At 65.3% G+C, this 22021-nt stretch carries 18 protein-coding genes and 3 pseudogenes; 6 read left to right on the plus strand and 15 right to left on the minus strand.

What is annotated here, in order from left to right:
• Positions 1-8 precede the first annotated feature (8 nt).
• The 4 genes from P9236_RS04830 to P9236_RS04845 form a co-directional block, all read right to left on the minus strand.
• Entirely contained in the window at positions 9-857 is an 849-nt protein-coding gene (locus P9236_RS04830; protein ID WP_278073447.1) for a carbohydrate ABC transporter permease, read from the minus strand.
• Positions 854-1699, minus strand: coding sequence for a sugar ABC transporter permease (locus P9236_RS04835; RefSeq protein ID WP_278073448.1), 846 nt, complete (start codon positions 1697-1699; stop codon positions 854-856). Before P9236_RS04835 ends, P9236_RS04830 begins: the two co-directional genes overlap by 4 nt.
• Before the next feature lie 94 nt (positions 1700-1793).
• A complete protein-coding gene (locus tag P9236_RS04840; protein ID WP_278073449.1) occupies positions 1794-3065 on the minus strand; it encodes an ABC transporter substrate-binding protein in 1272 nt (423 codons plus the stop codon).
• 36 nt (positions 3066-3101) lie between these two features.
• A complete protein-coding gene (locus P9236_RS04845) occupies positions 3102-4145 on the minus strand; it encodes a substrate-binding domain-containing protein (protein WP_278073450.1) in 1044 nt (347 codons plus the stop codon).
• Between the two features lie 301 nt (positions 4146-4446).
• On the opposite strand from P9236_RS04845, the gene P9236_RS04850 reads away from it, so the two are divergent.
• The 4 genes from P9236_RS04850 to P9236_RS04865 all read left to right on the plus strand — a co-directional run bounded on the left by P9236_RS04850 (position 4447) and on the right by P9236_RS04865 (position 7843).
• Positions 4447-4605, plus strand: a complete 159-nt coding sequence (locus tag P9236_RS04850; protein ID WP_278073451.1) for a peptide ABC transporter permease — start codon at positions 4447-4449, stop codon at positions 4603-4605.
• A 136-nt stretch (positions 4606-4741) separates the two neighbouring features.
• Positions 4742-5443: an MgtC/SapB family protein gene (locus tag P9236_RS04855; protein ID WP_278073452.1), complete on the plus strand. Its 702-nt coding sequence runs from the start codon at positions 4742-4744 to the stop codon at positions 5441-5443.
• 104 nt (positions 5444-5547) lie between these two features.
• On the plus strand, positions 5548-7548 hold the full coding sequence (locus tag P9236_RS04860; protein ID WP_278073453.1) for a protein-L-isoaspartate(D-aspartate) O-methyltransferase: 2001 nt from the start codon (positions 5548-5550) through the stop codon (positions 7546-7548).
• Between the two features lie 94 nt (positions 7549-7642).
• A complete protein-coding gene (locus tag P9236_RS04865) occupies positions 7643-7843 on the plus strand; it encodes a hypothetical protein (RefSeq protein ID WP_278073454.1) in 201 nt (66 codons plus the stop codon).
• Positions 7844-7967: 124 nt separating this feature from the next.
• Here the strand turns inward: P9236_RS04865 and P9236_RS04870 are convergent, their stop codons facing one another.
• The 6 genes and pseudogenes from P9236_RS04870 to P9236_RS04895 all read right to left on the minus strand — a co-directional run.
• Positions 7968-9197 carry a VWA domain-containing protein gene (locus P9236_RS04870; protein ID WP_278073455.1) on the minus strand — a complete coding sequence of 410 codons (1230 nt, stop codon included), beginning with the start codon at positions 9195-9197 and terminating at the stop codon, positions 7968-7970.
• On the minus strand, positions 9190-11448 hold the full coding sequence (locus P9236_RS04875; protein ID WP_278073456.1) for a DUF5682 family protein: 2259 nt from the start codon (positions 11446-11448) through the stop codon (positions 9190-9192). Before P9236_RS04875 ends, P9236_RS04870 begins: the two co-directional genes overlap by 8 nt.
• A gap of 3 nt (positions 11449-11451) precedes the next feature.
• On the minus strand, positions 11452-12531 hold the full coding sequence (locus P9236_RS04880) for an AAA family ATPase (protein WP_278073457.1): 1080 nt from the start codon (positions 12529-12531) through the stop codon (positions 11452-11454).
• An 18-nt stretch (positions 12532-12549) separates the two neighbouring features.
• Complete coding sequence (locus tag P9236_RS04885) at positions 12550-13986, minus strand: DUF5691 domain-containing protein (protein WP_278073458.1); 1437 nt, start codon at positions 13984-13986, stop codon at positions 12550-12552.
• On the minus strand, positions 13983-15383 hold the full coding sequence (locus P9236_RS04890) for an SWIM zinc finger family protein (RefSeq protein WP_278073459.1): 1401 nt from the start codon (positions 15381-15383) through the stop codon (positions 13983-13985). Before P9236_RS04890 ends, P9236_RS04885 begins: the two co-directional genes overlap by 4 nt.
• Before the next feature lie 119 nt (positions 15384-15502).
• A pseudogene (locus P9236_RS04895) lies at positions 15503-15748 on the minus strand (ABC transporter ATP-binding protein); the annotation flags it as partial.
• 178 nt (positions 15749-15926) lie between these two features.
• Between P9236_RS04895 and P9236_RS04900 the strand changes: the two are divergent.
• Positions 15927-16435 (plus strand): annotated as a pseudogene (locus tag P9236_RS04900) (flavin reductase).
• Positions 16436-16620: 185 nt separating this feature from the next.
• Here the strand turns inward: P9236_RS04900 and hpaR are convergent.
• Complete coding sequence (hpaR, locus tag P9236_RS04905; RefSeq protein ID WP_278073460.1) at positions 16621-17025, minus strand: homoprotocatechuate degradation operon regulator HpaR; 405 nt, start codon at positions 17023-17025, stop codon at positions 16621-16623.
• A 144-nt stretch (positions 17026-17169) separates the two neighbouring features.
• On the opposite strand from hpaR, the pseudogene P9236_RS04910 reads away from it, so the two are divergent.
• Positions 17170-17788 (plus strand): annotated as a pseudogene (locus P9236_RS04910) (2-oxo-hepta-3-ene-1,7-dioic acid hydratase); the annotation flags it as partial.
• A 261-nt stretch (positions 17789-18049) separates the two neighbouring features.
• On the opposite strand, the gene P9236_RS04915 reads toward P9236_RS04910, so the two are convergent.
• The 4 genes from P9236_RS04915 to P9236_RS04930 all read right to left on the minus strand — a co-directional run bounded on the left by P9236_RS04915 (position 18050) and on the right by P9236_RS04930 (position 21949).
• The gene (locus P9236_RS04915; RefSeq protein ID WP_278073461.1) at positions 18050-19069 is read right to left on the minus strand and encodes an isopenicillin N synthase family oxygenase; all 1020 of its coding nucleotides are present in this window, start codon (positions 19067-19069) and stop codon (positions 18050-18052) included.
• Between the two features lie 225 nt (positions 19070-19294).
• Entirely contained in the window at positions 19295-19951 is a 657-nt protein-coding gene (locus tag P9236_RS04920; protein WP_278073462.1) for a methionine ABC transporter permease, read from the minus strand.
• Complete coding sequence (locus P9236_RS04925) at positions 19932-21017, minus strand: methionine ABC transporter ATP-binding protein (protein WP_278073463.1); 1086 nt, start codon at positions 21015-21017, stop codon at positions 19932-19934. The genes P9236_RS04920 and P9236_RS04925 overlap by 20 nt, the downstream gene beginning before the upstream one ends.
• Positions 21018-21097: 80 nt before the next feature.
• Positions 21098-21949 (minus strand): MetQ/NlpA family lipoprotein, encoded by an 852-nt coding sequence (locus P9236_RS04930; protein WP_278073464.1) that lies wholly within the window; start codon positions 21947-21949, stop codon positions 21098-21100.
• Positions 21950-22021: the final 72 nt, after the last annotated feature.

The raw sequence follows: 22021 nt of genomic DNA on the forward strand, positions 1-22021 counted from the left end.
GTCGCGCGTCATCGGTTGGCGATCCCCCACATGGCGAACAGATATTTCCGGACGGCGAAGATGAAGATCAGCGACGGCACGACCAGGGCCGCACCGCCGGCGAATTTGAGATAGAGCGGCGACTCGCCGAGGCTCTGCAGCAGGAAGGCGGTTAGCGTGCGGTTCTCGATGGTGAGCACGGCGGCGGCGAATACCTCGTTCCAGGAGATGGTGAAGGCGAACACGGCGGACGCGGCTATACCAGGCAGCGCCAGCGGCAGGATCACCTTGCGAAAGGCCTGCCATCGCGTGCAGCCGAGTGTCCAGGCAGCCTCCTCCAGTTCGACCGGAATGCCGGAAAACAGCGAGAAGGTGATGAGCACCGCGAAAGGCAGCGCCAGCGTGGTGTGCACCAGCGCCAGTCCGATCGCGGTGTCGTCGAGCCCGGTGCGGATGAACATCACCGCCAGCGGCAGCGCGAGCAGCGGCAGCGGGAAGGCGCGGGTCATCAGCACCAGGAACCGGAACGCGCCCTTGCCTGGGAAATCGAAGCGCGACAGCGCGTAACCGGCCGGCGCGCCGAAGCCGATAGACAGGATCATCGTCAGCGTGGCGACGAGAACCGAGTTCCAAAGCGCCCTGGCGACGCCAGCGAAATTGATGAAGAAGGTGAGGCTGCCGAGATCGAAGGATGGAAAGATGCGCTTGGGGAAAGCGGTCACCTCTTGCGGCGACGACAGCGCGTTGACGATCAACAGATAGATCGGCAGCAGCACCCAGACGCAAAGCAGGATGGCGGTGGCGAAGAGCAGCCAGCCGCCGGCCTTGCGCGCCTCGGCGGTTGCAGCCGTGACAGGCGCTTCGGCGACGGCGCTCATATGCGCGCCTCCTTGGGGACGCGCAGCACTCTCAGGAAGAACAGCGTGAAGCCGATCGAGATGGCGAGGATGAGCAGCGCCGAGGCGGCGGCGACGTTGCGGTCCTGCAGCGTGAATTGCCAGTTGTAGGTCTCGCCCATCAGCACCGGCAGATTGGTGCCGCCAAGTGCTGCAACGACGGCGAAGACCTCGAAGGCGAGGATGACGCGCAGGATGATCGCCGTCTGCAGGCTGGGGCGCAGCAGCGGAAGCGTGATGCGCACGAAGCGCTTCCATGGGCCGGCGCCGAAGACTTCCGCCGCCTCGTAATATTCCTTGGGGATCAGCCCCATGCCGGCGACGAGAATGACCATCATGATCGCGGTGGCGCGCCAGATCTCAGCCAGCGCCACAGCGATGAAGATGGTAAGCTTGCTCTGGTAGCCGAGGAACATGATCGGCCGGTCGACGATACCGAGACCGGAAAGCAGCGTGTTGAGGAAGCCGGACTGGTCGAAGATGGCAAGCCATATCAGGCCGGCGGCAAGGTCGGAAATGCCGAGCGGAATGGCGAATATGTAAAGCGCGGCGCTGCGCCCGGTCTCCAGCCGCGACACGATGCTCGCCATCAGCAGCGCCATGGCGAGTTGGATCGGCACGACGATTGCCGCAAGCAGCAGCGTGTTGCGGACGGTGGCCGGAAACTTCCAGCTCCCGGCCATGGTGCGAAAATTGTCGAACGTGAAGGCGCCGCCGCGGGTCACCGCCTCGAAGGCGACCAGCACGAAGGGATAGAGGAAGAAGGTGCACAGGAATAGCGTCGCCGGCATCAGCAGCAGATAGGGCAGAGCCTTGCCGTTCATGGTGTTTATCCTTTGCGCGCCGCAGTCGAGGGCCGCGGCCCTGGCGCCCGGAGCACAAGCTCCGGGCACCCCTTGGGAGGATTTCTGGTGAAGGCTAGTCGACCGGGCAAGCGCCCTCGGACGGTTTGTCCGGTGCCCAGCACGGCGCCTTGGCCTGGTCGATGATCGCCTTGAGCGCGGCCGCCTGCTCTTCGAGCACGCCATGCACGTCCTCGCCGCCGAGCACGATGCGCTCGAAGCTGTCGGTGTAGATCTGGTTGAACTTGCCGCCGAGATCGCCGAGCCCCATCGGCAGCAGCGCCGGCAGCGCATCGGGGGCGCCGGTCATGGCGGCGATGGCCGGACCGAACGCCTTCACCGAGGCCGGCATGTCGTCAGGCAGCTTGACGTCGACGACAGGGAAGAAATTGGTCGCCTTCAGCGTCGCGATCTGCGTCTCCGGTTTCAGCATGTAGGCGACCAGGGCCTTGGCCTTGTCGATGTCCGGCGAGGTCTTCGGGATGGCGACGCCGGCCACCACCGGCATGAAGCCGCGGCCGGCGGGACCGGCCGGCGCCGGGAAGGCGACGAAGTCGCCGGGCTTCTGATTGAAGGCGTCGGCGAGACGGGCGACGTGGTCGAACGCAATCCACACCTCGCCGCTCAGCAGCGGCTCCTGCATGAAGGCGTAGCTGGTCGAGTTCGGGTTGGTGTACTGCCACAGCTCCTTGAACTTGTTCCAGGCGGTTTCGGCTTCGGGCGAGCGGAACTTGGTCACCATCGAGCCGGTATAGGACGGATAGAGAAAACCCTCGAAGAAGCGGTGCCTCAGCCCCTTAGGCCCGGCCGGAAAGCCGAATTTCGGCGAGCCGGTCTTTTCGGCGATGGTCTTCGACCATTCGATCAGCTGGTCGTAGGTGATGGTGTTGAGATCGACGCCCGGCGGCAGATATTGCAGCGCCTGCTTGTTCGCCGCCATCAGATAGGTGGCCTGCATCCAGGGCATGTATTTCTGCTCGCCGGTGCCGAGCATGCCGAGCTTCTTGTAGGCCTCGTTGACCTTGACCCCTCCGACATCGACGGCGGACAGATCGACCAGGTTGGCGCCGACGGTGGAGAAGTCGCCATGCAGGCCGCCGAGCAGGCCGATGGTGCCGGAGCCGGCCTGCAATTCGGCCTGCAGGCGGGTGAGCCAGGGGCCGTCCTCGGCAACCTGATAGTCGACTGGACCGTCGAAGCCTTTCAGCACCTCGTCGCGCATCTTCTGCGTTTCCTCGACCGGCCGCGCCTGGGTCGACCAGAACAGCACCTGCTGCGCCTGGGCGCCGCCAACGGCAAACGACAGCGCCAGCGCGGCGCCCGCCAGTTTCCTCAACGTGGTCTTCATGCTCGTCCTCCCTGGATTGACGTCGTCATGCCGGCGTCAGCTTGTCTTCCTTGGTGCCGGCCCATGGCTCGCCCGTGGAACCAGCGTCGGCCGTATCAGCCGCGTCAGCGGCTCGGCCGGCCTGTCGACAATGACGGTGAGCAGCATGTCGGCGATCTCGCGCGCGCACTGGCGGATCGAAGCGTCGAAAGTGGTCAGGCCGGGCGGCGCATAAGCCGAGGCAAGGACGTTATCGAAGCCGATGACGGAGAGATCGCGCGGCACAGTGAGGCCGGCGCGCGCCGCCTCCTCCATCACCGTCAGCGCCAATTCGTCGAACAGGGCGACGATGGCGGTCGGCCGATCGGGGCCTTGCAGCATGCGATTGACGGCCTGAATGCGGGAGCCGCGATCGAAGCGCGGCGCGGTCGCCACGTCGAGCCGCACCGAAGGATCGCCGCGGCGGGCGATCGCGGCGGCGAGACCGTCCTGCCTGAGGTGCCTGAAGGTCATCGGCTCGGAAATCGTCACCAGGCCGAAATGGCGGTGGCCGAGATCATAGAGCATGTCGAAGGCTTCGCCGAAGGCATGGGCGCCATCGGTGTCGAGCCAATTGTAGGCAAAGTCGCTGTCGAGCAGCCGCCCATGGGCGACGAACGGAAAGCCGCGCTTGCGCAGATAGGCGAGCCGCTCGTCGATCTCGGCAATGCGGGTGACGACGACGCCGTCGGCGCGCCCGGATTCGACGACATGGCGCAGCACGGCAAGCTCGGCCTGATCCTGCGCGGCGGTGGCGAGGATAAGATCGGCGCCATGCGCTACCAACCCCTCGCCGAGCCCGGTGACGAACTCGCCAAGGAAGGAATCGACCAGGTTCGGACCGCGGATCGGCAGTACCAGACCGATGAAGCCGCTGCGGCCAGAAACCAGCGTGCGCGCGGCGGTGTTGGGGACATAGCCAGCCTGGCGCGCCGCCTGGGCAACGCGCTCGCGCGTCTTCAGGGCGATCTGCTGATGGCCCGCAAGCGCCCTTGATACCGTCGTGATCGACAGGCCGAGGCTGGCCGCAAGCTCCCTCAGCGTAGTGACACGGGCCGGCAATCGTTCCTCCCGAATGCAGTGTTGAAACGTTTGTAATCGGCTTTTATAGAATTGCAAACGTTTTAAATTTTGCATAGGGCGCCGAAGATCAGGCCGCGCCCTTGTCGGCTAGGGCTAGGCGGTGCAAGTCGGGGAGCCCCGACCCGAAGTTCGGCTAACCCCCATCTCCCGCGACCGGCTGAAATCCGTCGCGAGAGGCCATCCGCCACTCCGCCAAGACGAATTCGGCGGAACTTCACGCCGGCGAATCGGTTCCTGTGCTGACACCTTCCTCGCCCCATCCGCAGGCAAGGAGCAAATCGTGAGCAAGGATCGCGACAAGGAGGGCCCGGTCTTTTCCGGGCAGGACGTGCGCCAAGGCGAAATCATTCTGCGCACGCGCGCAAGGCGTATCATCTTCATCGCCGGGCTCGTCGGTTTCGTCGTGCTGGCACTGGTGCTGAGCATCGTCGTCCGATGAAGGACCGTTCGCGCCTACGGAGTCGAACTGCTCCGGCCACGGAACCATCGGCGGCCAAGCCCAGTTGAACGTTCCAGACGCAACGGAGGGCGCTCAGGTGCCCTGACGGACGATGTTCGAGCCGCTTTGCTGTGACATGCCGCTTCATCCGACCTGGCTGGATCTCGCCGCGCGGCTGTTGGCGACACTGGTCGCAGGTTTTCTCATCGGTTTGAACCGCGAAGCGCGCGGCCACTCCGCCGGGCTGCGCACAACCATACTGGTCGGCCTCGCGGCCTGCGTCGCCATGGTCCAGGCCAACATGCTGCTCGATGTGTCCGGCAAAGGGCCGGACTCCTTCGTGCGCATGGACGTGATGCGTTTTGCGCTCGGCGTGCTCACCGGCGTCGGCTTCATCGGCGGCGGCGCCATCTTGAGGCGCGGCGATCTCGTCACCGGTGTCACCACCGCCGCCACCATGTGGATCGTGACGATGATCGGGCTGGCCTTCGGCGGCGGTCAGTTCGGCCTCGCCGCAATCGCGACCGTTCTAACGCTGTTGACCCTGCAGGCGCTGAAATGGGTCGACCTCAAGATTTCCCGCAACCACAAGGCGATCCTGTCGGTCTCATGGCCGAAGAACTCGCCGCCCGACATCGGGGACATGGTACGGCCGCTTGGCTACGACGCACGCTTCATCGCTGTGGAGCACGACGCCGACCGCAACCGCTTCGTGTTTTCCTTCAGCGTTCAATGGAAGCAGCCCGACACCATCGAGCCTTCGACGGATGTGCTGGCGGTGGTCTCCGAGCACTGTGCTGTCGAGCGCTTCGAGGTGGTCGGCGAGAAGCCGTTTTGAGGGCGCCCGGCCGCTGGTGTCTGGAATCAGGCAGTCCATGAAACTTTCGCCGTTGCAAATTGTTCTGCGACAAGGCGGCGAACCAATGACGACGGGAGGCGCTGATGTACGATCCCTCTCTAGCACGCGGCAGGATGGTCGATATCCAGATCGCACAGCGTGGAATCCACGACCCCCTGGTCTTGGAGGCCATGCGAATGGTTCCTCGCGAGGCGTTCGTCGAACACGATTTCGAGGAATTCGCCTATGAGGATACGCCGCTGCCTATCGGCAAGGGCCAGACAATCTCGCAGCCCTACATGGTCGCCTATATGATCGAGGCGGCCGAAATCGATCCCGGCGACCGCGTGCTCGAGGTCGGCACCGGCTCGGGCTACGCCGCAGCGGTGGTGAGCCGCATCGCCGGCCGTGTCCACACGATCGAGCGCCACGCAGCGCTTGCGGCAACCGCCCGCCAACGCTTCGAACGCCTCGGCTACGACAATATCGAGGTCCGGGCCGGCGACGGAACCAAGGGCTGGCGCGACGCAGCTCCTTTCGATGCCATACTGGTGGCGGCTGCCGGTCCCGGCGCGCCGCTGGCACTGCAGGAACAGCTCGATATCGGCGGCCGCCTGGTGATACCGGTCGGCAGCGAGATGGACGGCCAGCGCCTGCTCAGGGTCACGCGCACCGGGGCCACGACCTATGAGGAGGAGGACCTCGGAGGCGTGCAGTTCGTTCCGCTCATCGGAGAACAGGGCTGGGCGGAGCGGTCTCTGCCCGAGGATCATCGCCCAGCGGTCGTGACGCCGCTGGCGCGCGGGCGAAGCCTGCCGGAAATGATCGCAGCGACTGCCGAGTCATTGCCCGATTTTGCGGATCCGGCCTTCGGCCACCTGTTCGATCGGTTCGGAGACCGACAGGTGGTTCTTCTCGGCGAGGCCAGCCATGGCACCTCCGAATTTTATCGGGCACGCGCCGCGATCACGCGCAGGCTTGTCGAGAAGCATGGTTTCTCCGTTGTCGCGGTGGAGGCAGATTGGCCGGATGCCGCAGCCATCGATCGCTACGTGCGTCGCCGGACGGGGCGCGCGGAAGCCGAACCGCCATTCCAACGCTTCCCGACCTGGATGTGGCGCAACACCGATTTCGAGGCCTTTGTCAGCTGGATGCGGGATCGCAACGAAGGCATCGCCGACGAGAACCGTCGGATCGGCTTCTACGGTCTCGACATCTACAACATGAGCGGCTCGATCGCGGCCGTTCTTCGCTATCTCGACAAGGTCGATCCGGAAGCGGCGGCAGCGGCGCGACAACGCTATGGCTGTCTGACGCCGTGGCAGAAGGAGCCCTCGACCTACGGCCGCGCCGTGCTCAGCGCCGGCTATCGCAAATGCGAGCAGGCGGTTCTAGAGCAATGCCGTGACCTGCTTGCCAGGCAGTTGGACTATGCCCGCCAGGACGGCACCGATTTCCTCGACGCAGCGCAGAACGCAAGGCTGGTCGCCGCGGCCGAGCGCTACTATCGCATCATGTATTACGGTGGAACGGAATCCTGGAATCTCCGCGACAGGCATATGTTCGAAACACTCGAACATCTGCTCGAGGCGCGCGGCCCGGGCTCAAAGGCGGTCGTCTGGGCTCACAACTCGCATATCGGCGACGCCCGCTTCACCGAGATGGGAACGATAAGAGAGGAACTGAACATCGGTCAGCTGTGCCGCGAGCGCTTCGGCGAGCAGGCGGCACTGATCGGCTTCGGCACCGATTCCGGAACGGTGGCCGCGGCTTCGGACTGGGATGCTCCGATGCAGGTCATGCGGGTGCGCCCCTCGCATGCGGACAGCTATGAACGGCTCTGCCATGACAGCGGCGTGTCGCGCTTCCTCCTCGATATGGACCGCGACGCCGCGCTGCGGCATCGCCTACTGGAGCGGCGGCTGGAGCGCTTCATCGGCGTGATCTACAGGCCGGAAACCGAACTGCGCAGCCACTATGCCGATGCCTCGCTGCCGCGCCAGTTCGATGCCTTCGTCTGGTTCGACAAGACCAAAGCGGTGACGCCGCTTGGACCGGAACATGCCAGGACCGGTGTACCCGAAACCTATCCGTTCGGACTTTGAAGAAGTCTCAAGGCGCGGCGGCGGTCAAATGCGTCCCGGAACATTCGCGGCGACCAATCTGTTCCTCATCCAGCAATCTTGGAAGGAGTCTGCCATGAGCACCAAGCAGCATAAATCACGCAGACCGAGCGACGCCGATCTGGAAAACAATCCGGGCATCGGAACGTCAAAGGGCAGCAGCAAGGAAGGCGACGATCTCGAGCTCGGCGAGAACACGACAGAGGGCGACGTGGAAAACGACACCACTGCCGCAGGCGGCATCAATCCGCAGCAAAAGATCCGCACCAACAAGTAGTGCCGCGAAGCTAGAGCATATCGCGTGACAAAGGATTCACACGATATCCTTTAGTCTTTGATTTTAAGTATGTCTTTTCCCGAAACTGCTGCACACTTCGGGAAACATGCTTTAGGCGAATGCCTTACGCATCCGTTTTCGGCGCTTCCGTATCGGCACGGATGAGCTTGATATCGGCCGCCGCAGCCCATGCGCCGATATCCTCACGGCGCAGCGCGGCGGCCATCATGTCGGGGAAATGATCCGGCGTGCAGGCAAAGACCGGGATGCTCAGCGCCGCGACCAAACCGGCCATGGAAGGATCGTAGCCGGGCCGGCCCTGGTCGGTGAGCGCCAGAAGCACGATGACATTGACGCCGGACCGGACCAGCGCGGCCAACCGGCGAAGCAGTTCCTTGCCATCGCCGCCTTCGTAGAGATCGGTGACCAGCACGAAATGCGCCTTGGTCGGCCGCTCGATCCGCTCGGCGCAATAGGCGACCGCCTGGTTGATGTCGGTGCCGCCGCCGAGCTGAACGCCGAACAGCACCTCGACCGGATCGCTGAGCTCCTCCGTCAGGTCGACGATCGCGGTGTCGAAGCAGACGAGCTTGGTGCGCACGACTGGCAGCGACGCCATCACCGCGGCGAAGATCGAGGCATAGATAACCGAGCTTGCCATCGAGCCGGACTGGTCGACGCATAAAGTCACCTCATCGAGATCGACCAGGCGACGCTGGCGGCGCATGAAGCCGACCAGCTTTTCCGGCACCACGGTCTTGTGATCCGGCTGGTAGTGGCGAAGGTTCGCCGCGATGGTGCGCGGCCAGTCGATGTCGCGCTGCCGCGGCCGGCTGGTGCGCCTGGAACGGTCGAGCGCGCCGCGGATCGCCTCGGCGGTCTTCTGCTCCAGGCGCTGCATCAGCTTGGCGACGATGTCGGAGATGATCGAACGGGCGATGTCCTTGGTCTTCTCCGGCATCGCCGAGCGCAGCGAGACCAGATCGGCGACGAGATTGACGTCGGCCTCGATCGCCTTGAGGAACTCCGGCTCCATCAGCATCTGCTTCAGGTTCAGCCGCTCGAAGGCGTCCTTCTGCACGACCTGGACGACCTGTTCGGGAAAGAACGAGCGGATATCGCCCATCCATTGCGCGACACGCGGCGCCGAGCGGCCGAGCCCGCCGCGCCGCTTGCGCGGATCGCCGGTCGCCTCGCCATCGCCATAGAGCGCGTCGAGCGCCGCCGACAGCCGCCGGTCCTCGGCCGAGAGTGCAGAGGAAGTTTCATCGTCGGCGCCGATCGCCAGGCGCCAGCGGCGCTCTCGTTTGTCTTCCGTCGGATTGAGGTCTGGGCCGACCGTTTCATCATCCATGGCCGACCTCCCCCGCAAGCAGCTTGCCGATGATGCCGAGATGCCGGCGCCAGGCCTCGCCGCCGTCCGGCGCCGGCATCAGGCCGGCGGGGAGGCTCGCCCGGCGGCCAAGCACGGCCTCGATCAGGCGGCGGCGCTCCATGCTGTCGAGATTGGAAAAGACGCGGCGCAGCAAGGGCAGATGCGCCACGAACGCCTCTTCGTCGAGCGATGCCAGCCATGCATCGACGGCGCCGCGCAGGCCCTCGTCATAGATCAGCCTCTGGCCGGCGCCGCTGAAGAAGCCTTCGAAGAAAGCGGCGGCATCGATGACCGGCGTTCCCGGCGACAGGCGCCTAGCCAAAAGGTCGGCCGTGGCATCGGCGGAGAGCCGCCCGGCTTCGTAGAGCAGATGCGCGGCGCAGCCAGCGACGAGCGCCGTCGAGCGCGGGGAATCGAGCACGGCCGCGAGGCCACCCCGCCACGCCTCCAGGACATGCTCGTCCGGCTCTACCAGCCTGATTGCCTCGTCGGCCTTGCGCAGCGCGCCCATCAGCGCCGCGGCTGCCTGCGCGTCGAGATCGCGCGCGGCGTAAGGCAGTGCGATCGCGCCTTCGATGATCAGCCGTTCCAAGAGGCCGGCAAGGCGTTCCGTCTCGGTCTTGCGCGCTTCGCCGTAGCGGATGATGTCTGCAAGCGGCGGCACCGAAGCGAGAAGTTCCAAGCACTCGCTGCTGTGCGCCGCCTTTTCCTCGAGCGCGGCCAGGCCGGCCGCGGATGCCTCGCCGAGCACCGCCGTGATCGCGCTTTGCACCAGCGTGGCCAGCGCATCCAGCGTTGCCGCAGCTCCGATCATCTGAACCAGGCGGCCGTTGGCGGCTTTCTCGATGGTCGGTCCGTAGACCAGGTTCTCGACCAGGCGAACGGCATATTCCGGCTGCCAGGCCAACATCCAGCGCTCGCGGAACGTGCCGCGGCTGCGGCCGACATCCGTCAGCCTGCCCCAGTTCACGCCAAGCACATTCAGCCGATGCAGCAGCGTCGAGCGGAACAGTCCGCTCTCGCTGCGCAGGTCGATGGAGAGTTCCCGCTCGAGCGCTTCAGGCTTCAGCCGGGCGGTTTTCTGGTTGCGCTGCAGGTCGTCGATCAGCGGCGCGAGTGGCGTGTCGGGCGGAATCTCGCCGACGTCGGCGCCGAGCAGCAGCTCGGCCTCAACCATCTTCCACAGCAGGGCCTCACCGTTGAAGAGGGCCGCGATCGAGGCGTCACGCAATTCCTCGAACCCCGGCTTTGGCCGTTCGCGAATGGCGGCGAGCGCCCGCGCCAGACGCTCCGCCTCGATCAGCGAGGCGGTCGAGATCATATGGCCCTTAGCGCGGAGCACCGCGGCGATACGCGCGAGCCACAGGACCGAGGCGTCGTCCTGCCCGCGCGTCTGCCACAGATGCTTGCACCAGCCGGGCGCAACGACGCCGGCACCGTAGCCATAGCCCAGCCCCAGGCGCGGTCCGGTCCATGGCGCGAAAGTCATTGTGGTCTTGCGCCGGCCGACGCCCTTGAGCAGCGCCTGGTCGCTCTTCTGTGTATGCGCGGCCCGCAAGGCCGGCACATGCCAGGCGCCGCAGACGACGGCCAGCGGTCCGTCGAACTCCTTGCGCGCGGCCGCGATCTCCAGCCGCATATGCGCCTCGCGCATGGCCTCGAACTTGCCGATCGCACCCTCGCCGTCGCGCAGCGTCGTCATCGCGTCGGCGATGGCCGCGAAGATCGGACCGGGTTCCGGGTTCTGCTCGATGATATCCGACCACCAGCTCTCGCCGTCCTCATAGCCGGCGGCGCGCGCCAAGGTGCCGATCGGATCCTGGATGCGCGTGGTCTCTTCGCTCTGCGCTTCCGTGACTTCGGCCCCGGCGGCATCGGCGTCGGTCGACCCTTCAGGCGCCTTCTCCGCAAGCCTCGCAGCCGACGGAAGATCGATGAAGCGCAGCGCCGCCTTGTTGGCGACGGCCCAGAGTGCTGCCTGATATTCGGGCGAGAATTCGGCGAAGGGCCAGAAGCTGGTCGCGGCTGGGTCGTCCTCCGGATAGCAGAGCAGAGCCACCGGCGGCCTCATCTCGGGGCTGGCAAGCAGCGGCAGCAGCGCCGACGCGTCAGCCGGCCCCTCGATCAGCACGGCGACCGGCTGGAATTCCTGCAACGCCTTGACCAGGCTCGCGGCAGAGCCCGGCCCGTGATGGCGTATGCCGAAATAGCTGATGCCGCCCTGCGTCATGCCTCAGATGGCCGCGTTCAACGCCGCGTAGTAGCCGGCATAGTCCGGCCGCTTCTTCAGCACCGTCTCCAGATATTCCTCGAGCACGACCTTGTCCTGGACCGGATCCTTCACGATGGCGCCGACCAGACTCGGCGCCAGGCCTTCGGCGTGCAGCTTGCCGCCGTCGAACCACGCCGCCTGGCTGAGGCCGCTGATCATCGTGGCGATCGCCTCGGCGGTGGAGAGCGAGCCCGACGGCGTCTTCAGCGTCACCTTGCCGTCCGAGGTCGCGCCGGAGCGCAGCTCGCGGAAGATGGTGAGCACGCGGGCGATCTCCTCGCCGACATTTTTCGGCACCGGCAAGTCCAGCCCGCCGGCCATCTCGCCGACGCGCCTGGAGACGATTGAGACCTCTTCCGCCATATCCTCCGGCAGAGGCAGCACCACGACATTGAAGCGCCGCTTCAGAGCCGAGGAGAGTTCGTTGACGCCCTTGTCGCGATTGTTGGCCGTGGCGATGATGTTGAAGCCGCGCTGCGCGTAAATCGAGGTGTTAAGTTCCGGCACCGGCATCATTTTTTCGGACAGCACGGTGATCAACGTGTCCTGCACGTCGGAACCCATGCGCGTCAGCTCTTCGAGGCGACAGAGCTTGCCTTCCTGCATGGCGCGGTAGAGCGGCGTCGGCACCAGCGCCTCCTGGCTCGGTCCTTTTGCCAGCAGCTGGGCGTAGTTCCAGCCATAGCGGATCTGGTTCTCGTCGGTGCCGGCCGTGCATTGCACGATCAGCGTCGAGTTCCCCATGATGGCGCCGGCGAGATGTTCAGAGACCCAGGACTTCGCCGTTCCCGGCACGCCGAGCAGAAGCAGCGCCCGGTCGGTCGCGAGCGTCGCGACCGCGGTTTCCATCAGTTGGCGGCGGCCGACATATTTCGGCGTGATGAGCGTGCCGTCGCTCGCCTTGCCGCCCATCAGGTAAGTGAGGACGGCCTTGGGCGACAGGCTCCAGCCGGCAGGCTTTTGCCGATCATCGTCGCGCGCGAGCGCCTGCAGTTCGGCGGCGTAGACCTGCTCGGCCGGAAGGCGGATGGCTGCGTTCATGCGATCTCTCCGGGTTGATCATTTGGTTGGGTTTCCGGCCAGCGCCGCGTTGAGGCGCAGCAGGCCGAGCGATGGGGACGCCGGCGGCAGGCCGGCGGCGACGACCTCGCCGATCAATTTTTCTGCCGTAACCGGATTGGCCAGAAAGCCTATGGCTTCGAGATACTGCTCGGCGCTTCGTTTCGTGACGTCGTTCTCATCCGAGACGGCGGAACGCAGCGCCGAAAGCGCCTTGCCGTTCGCAAGGACGTCCCATTCCAGCCAGCCTGCTTCCGCGCCTTCGACCAGGTTTAGCGCGGCCAGATTTTGCGCGTCATTCAGGATCTGCCTGATCAGGACGGGCTTCCTGCCGCCGTCCAAACGCGACATGAGCTGGAGGGCGAGATGCACCAGCTTGCCGCCAGCGGCGACAAGCAGATCCGCCATGCAGGCCACCGCCGCATCGCTGCCGGACAGCGAGACCATTCGAACGAGAAAGAGATCGGCGCCGTCATCGATGCCGAACTGCCATGCGCCGATGAAATCGGGCTCGGTCCTGCCGAAGCGCGCGACGAGATCGCCGAAGTAACAGGATATGAACAAGTCGGCGCGACGTGCTTGTTGCGCGGGCGATTTGGGTTTTATCGGCGCGTAGGTGGAGCGGCGGCGGATGAAGCCGGCTTTGCCTTGCTCGATAAAAGCGGCGAGCTCAGCTGTCGGATCTTCCGACCCGCCATCCGTTGGATTGCCACGTTCCCCCAATCTTGCCAGCAGCCGGCCAGCCATTTCGCGCACCTTGCCCGAGCGGTCTGCGGACAGGCTCTTCAGAAACGGAACGTCATCGGCATTCAGGCCGAAGCGCATGAGTTCAATGAGCGCCAGCCTGACCTCCGCCGGCTCGCTTGCTCCCTTGGTCTCGATCAGAGTACGCGCCAAGGCAGGCATTGTGCGCCGTAAATCGACCAGCGCGCTACGGCGCGCGGCGGGATAGAAGTCATCCCAGGTTTCCGCCGTCAGATGCTCGCGTCGGGACTGTTTTTCGCTGTCCGCGCCCGCCTGCCAATCGACCCAGGGAGCGTAGACGTCCGGGCTTTCCTGATATGACGCGGCGGGCATCCAATCCATCGGATGCAGCACGAAGCCGCGGCTGGCGACGAGCGCGGCCACGCGGGTCTTGAGCTTCGCATCGGCCGCGTATTTCAATGCGGCACGCAGCAACGGCCGCAGGCGATCGGGAAGCATAGGCAGCGCAAGCACCGGCAGCGGTGGACGCCGCTTCAGCATCTTGGGCGCCGCCGGCCGAAACGCGACATCCAGCGCCTGGGCAGCGATCGCCAACAGCCGCCGCTCCTGCTCGTCGGGGTTGGCGGCAGCGGCAAGCTCCTTCCACTCGGGCGGCGCAAGCTCGAAACCGGCGCCGCCCGAAATCCAGCCGTCGCGCAATCTTGCCAGCCCTGACTGCTCCGGCTCGTTCATGACAGGTCGAGCCTCCCGATGCTGCTCTGCGATGCCAGGAGCTCGAGCCTGGCGCCGTTCCACAGCGCTGCCGTCGCCGCGAGGTCGAGGCCGAGCAAAGTCTGGCTGACGGAACCAGCGACAGGCAGGGCAATGCCATGCGGATCGCTGGCCGGCTGCCACCAGGCGCCGTCCTTCTCATCCAGCGCGATCGCGCCCGCCGGCAGGATGATGGGGCAGTCCGAGAGCCAGGGCGCGCCATCCTGGAACGCGGCGTAAGCGGCCAGCGGATCGCCGGTTGTGTCTTCAGCGAAAGTTGGCCACGCGCCCGGCGCCGCATCGCCCAGCCGTTCCGCGACCAGCGCCCGCAGCGGATTGCGGGACGGATAGAACACCAGCCTCGCCTTCAAACGATCCCCCGGCGCGAAGGCGCCGGAGCGACGCCCGGCCGAGGCGGGGAAGAAGTCGAGCAGGACCGCAAAGCGAGGCGTGGGGCTTTTCAGATCGAGCAGCCAGGTCGCGTGGCTGACCAGACCGTCGCGGCGAGTCTCGATCTTCTCGCCGAGCACCTCCCAGTCGCTCTCGACCTGGACGGCATCAGGATTGGCGAGGATCTGGTCACGTGTTTCCGACGTCGAAACCAGACGTTTCAGCTCGGCATCGTCGGGCGCGGCGCGCCAGGCCTTGGCGATGAGCACCAGCTTGCCGAGCTCGCGGATCGCGGCGTCCGGCCGCTCTTCGCTGCGCAGCGCCATCAGCCGCGCCGGCAGTTCGTCAATACGACCCGCAAGCGCGGTGGCCTTGAGATCGACAAGCCTTGCCGCGATACGGCGACAGCGCTCGCCGCTGGCGTCGACAAATCCGGCAAGGCCAAGCCGAAGTTGGTCGGCGATCCACTGGTCGAGCTCATCGAGCGCCGCCGAAACAGCGGTTCGCGTGTCCTCGGCCCGCTTGCGCTGTGCCGCCTCGCGGCGTTCGGCGGCCGCGGCGTCTTCGACCGGAGCGCTTTCCTCAGGCCGCGCGGCCTCGTCGATGCTCTTGCCTTCGGCGCGTGCTGGCGCTGCCGTCGGCGGCTGGCCCGGCTTGCGGCGGCGACCAAGCCAGTCGTTCACCCATTCCGGTGTCTGATCGACTCGGGCGAAACTGTCTGGCGCGGTGGCGCCGATCCACATCAGCGCCAAAATGTGCTTGCATGGAAACTTGCGTGACGGACAGGTGCATTTATAGCCGTGATCCGACGTATCGAATGCGACCCGGTAGGGATTCGAGCCGGAACCCTGGCATTCGCCCCAGATCAGCGGCAGCTGTTCATGTGTTTCAAGCCGGGGCCAGTTCGACCGCTTGGTCAGCTTGGCGGCGGCGCCAAGCGAGGCCTGATCGGGGGCTAAAGCCTCGATTGTTTTCAAATCCAGCTGCAAGCTGCTCCCCATGACCCCCGAAGCATGATGTCGCGACGATTGATAGCCGTTTGCGGCGCGCTGGTGTAGCTCCAGCCGCAGCAAAATTCAGGCCTTATCTAATGTTCCGTTGCCCTGCCTCAGGCGGGCACGGCGGTATCGGCTCCGCCGAGATAGAGCCGGTGCAGTTCGTCCGGCGATTGGCAAAGCCTGGCGCAGTCGCCGTCGTAGACGACGCGGCCGCGGCGCATGACATAGGCGTGGTTGCCGATCGACAACGCAAGTGCTGCGAACTGCTCGACGAGAAGCACCGCCAGGCCATCATCGGCGAGCTTGCGCACCGCCGCCATCAGCCGCGTGACGAAGACCGGCGCCAGGCCGGCCGACGGAAGAGGTGCGGCTGCAGGTGCTGAAGGGCGCCGAGCGCGGCGGCCGGCTGAAGCAGATGGAAGAGCTGGTCGACGCCTGCATGGCCGACTATGACGAAAAGGGCTGGACCGGCGACATCTGGCTGCCGCCGTTTGCCGGCCAGTCAACTGACGGGGGCCGGCGATGGAGGCGGCCGTGGAAACGCAAGTCGCGAGGCTGGAATTCCGCGAGGCCATGGCGCGGGTCTGTGCACCGGTCAACATCGTCACGACCGACGGTCCGGCGGGCGCGGCGGCTTCACCGCGACCGCCATGTGCAGTGTTTCCGACGACCCGCCGATGCTGCTCGTGTGCATGAACGAGCGCTCGGCGCAGACCGGCATGTTCCTCGCCAACCAGCGCTTCTGCGTCAACGTGCTGACGCAATCGCATATGCATCTCGCGGCAAAATTCGAGGGCGCCATCCGTGACATGACCGAGCGCTACAGTGCGGCGCGCTGGCAGACCATGCCCTCCGGCATGCCGGCGCTGCTCGATGCCATCGTCAGCTTCGACTGCGAGATCGGCGCGGTGAACAAGGTCGGCACGCACAATGTGATGTTCGGCCGTGTCGTCGACATCCGTCACGACAGCGACGAGGCGGCGCTGCTCTATGTCGGGCCCAACTATATGCAGCCGAGCGCGCTGGGGAGTTTTGGCGGGTGAGGAATGCGCCTTCCCTTCTCACCCTTGTGGGAGAAGGTGGATCGGCGCGCAGCGCCGAGACGGATGAGGGGTGTTGGAAGAAATAAGGCGGCGGCGATTTCGAACGTACCGCCAAGCTGGAGCACCCCTCATCCGACCGAGCTTCGCTCGGCCACCTTCTCCCACAAGGGGAGAAGGGAAAGCGCTCAGCTCTCCGCCGACTCCGACTGGATCAGGCTTTCCAGCATGTCGAGCAGGCGCTCGTGCTGCTCGGCGCCGTAGCGCTTTTCGATAGCATCGTAGATGGCGACGCGTTCCGGCGACAGCTCCTCGATCAGCGCCAGGCCGACCGGACTGATGGCGAGCAGCGCGCGGCGGCCGTCATCCTTGACCTTGTTGCGGGTGATGAACTCGCGCTCCTCCATCGCCTTGATGATGCGGGTGAGGCTGGGCGGCAGGATCGAGGCGCGATTGGCAAGCTCGGTCGCCTCCAGCGGACCGGTTTCGGCAAGCACACGCAACACGCGCCATTGCTGCTCGGTGATGTCGTGGCGGGCAAGCATCGGCCGGAAATGCGCCATGATAACTTCGCGGGCGCGAAGCAGAGCCATCGGCAGCGATCGGCGGGTGCTGGGCGGTAGCAAGGTCAGGTCTCCAATTCCAGGTTCCGCTCGCCACTCGGGACAAAACTCGACGGCTATCGAGTTATGTCCGCGATTTTGCCGGGAGCGGCAATCTCACAACCCGGACGCTGCATTGGCTTAGAGAACGACGCTTGAGTCGGCGCTCAGCATCAATATCCCGGATTCCGGCATCCTGTTCGACGATATGTTCTTCGAGGACGGCGGCACGGTGCCGACCGGCCGCTTCATTCAACCGCGCATCGAGGCCGAGATCGCCTTCGTCATGAAGGCGCCGCTCGCCGGTCCGGACGTGTCGATCGACGACGTGCTCGACGCCACCAATCACATCACCCCGGCGCTGGAAATCCTCGACACCCGCATCAAGCGGGTGAACAAGGAGACCGGCAAGATCAGAAGCCTCTTCGACACGATCTGGGACAATGCAGCCAATGCCGGCATCGTCGTCGGCGGCCGCTCCGCCGGCCCGCGCGAGGCGGACCTGCGCTGGATCGGCGCCATCGTGTCGCGCAACGGCGAGGTCGAGGAGACTGGGCTCGGCGCCGGCGTGCTCGACCATCCCGCCAAGGGCATCGTCTGGCTCGCCAACCGGCTTCACCAATACGGGATGCAGATCGAGGCCGGCCAGGTGGTGCTCTCGGGCTCCTTCATCCGGTCGGTCGAATGTCGGCATGGCGACCAGATCGTCTCGGATTTCGGACCCTTTGGTATGATCCGCATCGCCTTCGCCTGACCTCGTCAGTCTTCTGTCTTTGCGCAATTGCGGGCGATGGCCGCAGTGCGATGGCTTGCGCCAAAGAAAAAGGCCGGGCGCGAAAGCGGCCCGGCCAAAAATGAAGGTCATAACCTTCAGAGGGGAACATCGTCCGGCGCAATGGGAGGAAAACACCGGACGACACCCGTTATTTGGGCTTTGGCCGACCGGTTTGCGACGAACAGAATTCCAAAAACTTCCCGAAACGCGAAAAAATATCGCTCAGACTGCTGGAAAACCTCAGCCGGCGGCCGCCGCCTTTTCCAGCAGGTCGGCATAGTGCCGCCGCGCCACGTCGGGATGCGACCTCAGCCGGCTCTTCAGCACATTGGTGCCGACGTTGCGGAACAGCGGATTGTCGGGATCGCTGGCCGGGCCGCGCGCCTCGGCCGCCAGTTCCTCCGGCAGATCGAGCAGCGGGATCGTCGCGTCGAGACGGGCGCTGAAGAAGAACGGCACCGATATCCGCTCGACGCCGGCCGGCGGCGTGACGACGCGATGCACGGTTGCCCTCAGATAGCCGTTCGAGGCGAGCTCGAGCAGCTCGCCGATATTGACCACCAGCGTTCGCGGAATCGGATCCACATTCACCCAGCTACCGTCGTACTCGACCTGAAGCCCCTTGTTCTCGTCCTGCAACAGAAGGGTGAGGAAGCCGCCATCCTTATGCGCGCCGACGCCCTGGTCGTCGCCGGTGGCGTCGCGGCCGGGATAGCGAACGATCTTCATGCGGTGGTTGGGCTCGCCGCGATAGATCGGATCGAAAGCGTCTTCCAGCTGATCGAGCGACAGCGCGAAGGCCTTGAGCAGGCGAATCGCAACCTCTGTCGCCTTGGTCTGCCAAGCGAGCAGCGCCGGCTTCAGCTCGGGCAGCGCGGCAGGCCACTGGTTCGGACCTTGCAGGCGCGTCCAGGCCGGCACGCCCGGCCCTTGCGCAATGGTCGCGCGCTCGACGCCTATGTCTAGCTGCTCGCGCCAGTCGGCCTTGCCCTTGGTCAGTTCGCCGCCGGCGCGCGTATAGCCGCGGAACTGAGGCGACTTCACCATTTCGATCGCGAGCTTGTCCGCTTCAGGCAAGGCAAAGAAGTGGCGCGCGGCATTGAGCACCGCATCGATATCGGACTGTGCTATGCCGTGGCCGCTGAGGTAGAAGAAGCCGACATCGCGGGCCGCCGTTCGCAGGTCAAACAAGAAAGTCCGCAGTTCCGACGCGCCCTGTTCAAGGCGGTCGAGATCGAGCACCGGAATTATTCTGGCCATGGACAGGTTCCTCCTGCGGCAACTCTTTGTTTTCGCAATCCGGACGAAAAACCGCTGTTCACTTTTCCTGGAATTGCTCTGGCGACCCCGCCGCACGATGACATGCGCGTGATTGGAGGTGAAGAAACGCGCCGACCAATCTCATTGCAAACGGAGCAAGCCGCCGCTCAAATGCGGGCTTTTGCGGCAAATTGCGTTCGATGCGACCGCCGCCGGCCCAAGGGCTCATGCGCGATGATCGAGCCGCGCCACCAGCCGGTCGCCGATCCACTGGATGCCGCAGACCAATACGATCAGAACGACGACCACGGCGATCATGACGCTGGTCTCGAAACGCTGGTAGCCATAGCGGATGGCAAGGTCGCCGAGACCGCCGGCACCGATGGCGCCGGCCATGGCCGAGGCGCCGACAAGCGTCACCAGCGTCACCGTGAAGCCGGCGACGATGCCCGGCAGCGCCTCCGGCACCAGCACCTCGCGGATGATCGTCCAGCGGTTGCCGCCCATGGCGCGCGCCGCCTCGATCAGGCCATGGTCGACCTCGCGCAGCGATACTTCCGCGATACGGGCATAGTAGGGCGTTGCGGCGATCGACAGCGGAACGATCGCCGCCCAGGTACCGATCGAGGTGCCGACGATCAGCCGCGTCACCGGGATCAGCGCCACCAGCAGGATGATGAAGGGCACGGAGCGGAAGCCGTTGATCAAAGCGCCGAGGACGCGGTTCACCCAGAGGTTTTCGGCGATGCCGTCGCGATCGGTGGCGACCAGCGCCAGCCCGAGCGGCAGGCCGAAGACGAGCGAAATGAGACCCGAAGCGCCGGTCATCAGCACGGTCTCCCAGATCGAGCGAAGCAGGAGTTCAAACAGGACCGGCGACATGGCCAAGCACCTCCACCCGCGCGCCGCGGTCTTTCAGGAATGCGATTGTCTGCGCGAGACCCCCGCTGTCGGGGACGGCGAGGAACAGCGTGCCGACTGGTTGCCGTTGGACATGGTCGATACCGCCATGCACGAGGCGGATCGGGCCGGGCACACTGGCGCTCAGATCGGACAGCAGCGGACCACGCGCCGCATCGCCGGCCACATCGACCTTGAGGATCGTCTCCGCACCCTCGCCCGCGGCCAGCCGGCCGGCGATCTCGGGCGGCAGTTGCGGCCGGATCGCGCCGAGCAGGCTGCGCGTGACCCCGGATTTCGGATCGGCGAAGATCTGCCAGACGGCACCCTCCTCGACGATCCGGCCGGCGTCGATCACCGCCACGCGGTCGGCGATTGAACGGATCACCTCCATCTCATGGGTGACTAGCAAAATGGTGAGGCCGAGCCTGGAATTGATGTCCTTGAGCAGCGCCAGGATCGAGCGCGTCGTCTCCGGATCGAGCGCCGAGGTCGCTTCGTCGGATAAGAGCAGAGCCGGTCGCGCGGCGAGCGCCCTGGCGATCCCGACACGCTGCTTCTGTCCGCCCGAGAGCGAGGCTGGATGGGCTTTCGCCTTCTCCGACAGACCTACCAGTTGCAGCAATTCGGCGGCGCGCGCCATGCGCTCGGCGCGCGGCTGCCCCTCGATCTTGAGCGGCAGCGCGACATTTTCCTCGACGGTTTTCGCCGACAGAAGGTTGAAGTGCTGGAAGACCATGCCGATGCGGCGGCGCAGCGGCTGCAAGTCGCGCTCGCTCAGACGGCTGATCTCGCGGCCCTCGATGAAGACCTCGCCCGAATCCGGCCGCTCCAGGCCGTTGAGGCAGCGGATCAGCGTCGACTTGCCGGCGCCGCTGCGGCCGATGATGCCGAGGATCTCGCCCTTCTTTACGGTCAGCGAAACGCCGCCAAGCGCCGCCGTTGCGCCGAAGCTGCGCTTCAGGCCGACGAGGCGGACGACATCTTCGGTCCCCGTGGGCCGGATGTGGACCGGTTCGGCTGTCTCGGCCTTGACATGCTGGTTCATTTCTATGTCCGTTTCAGCGCGCAAAAGCGATGGCGGCCCGCTCGCCGGCGAACCGCCCGTTCCTGCCAGCCAGGCCCCGATCAATAGGCGCTGATCCCGGTACCCTTGTAGACCTTGTCGAACTCGGCCTTGACGGTTTCGTTCTGGTAGGAGGCGACCAGCGTCTTCACCCAGGGTTCGTTCTCGCTGCCGGCCTTGACCGCGATGAAGTTGCGGTAGGGATTGTCCGTCACCGGCTCCTGCGCGATGCGTTGCTCCGGGCCAAGGCCGCTCTTCAGCGCCCAGTCGGTGTTGACCACGGCGGCGTCGAGATCGTCGACCGAGCGGCCGACGATGCCGGCGTCGAGTTCCTTGATCGCGAGCTTCTTCGGGTTGTCGGCAATGTCGGCGGTCGTGGCCAGGATGCCAGTGCCGTCCTTCAGCTTGATCAGCCCCTCATGCTCAAGGACATGCAGCGCGCGACCCTCGTTGGAGGGATCGTTCGGCAGGCCGATGACGGCGCCCTCGGGCAGGTCGGCGACCTTGGCGTGCTTCTTCGAATAGAGGCCGATCGGCCAGACGCCGGTATAGCCGACGGGCACGATGTGATACCCTTGAGTCTTGATCTGGTTGTCGAGGTAAGGCTTGTGCTGGAAGGCGTTGGCGTCGATCTCGCCGCGCTCAAGCGCCTCGTTGGGCTGGGTGTAATCGTTGAAGACGACGGTCTCGATCGTCAGGCCTTTCTTGGCCGCCTCGGCGGTAACGACGCGCCAGACATCCTCGTCCTCGCCGCTGATGATGCCAACCTTGATCGCCTTCTTGTCCTCGGCGAGGGACGGAGACGGCGCGGTCAGGCCTATGACGGCAAGTGTCGCGGCCAAAAGCGCGGCAAGTCCGGCCCGTCTGGTGATTGACGTAGCGAGAGAATTTGAAGCGTTGCCGCGTTCGGACATGATGCGTTCCTTGCGATCCTGAAATCATTTCGGCCTGGCGGAATGCGAAGCCTCGATATCAGCATCACCAAT

The organism is Mesorhizobium sp. WSM4884, from assembly GCF_029625675.1.
Taxonomy (GTDB): Bacteria; Pseudomonadota; Alphaproteobacteria; order Rhizobiales; family Rhizobiaceae; genus Mesorhizobium.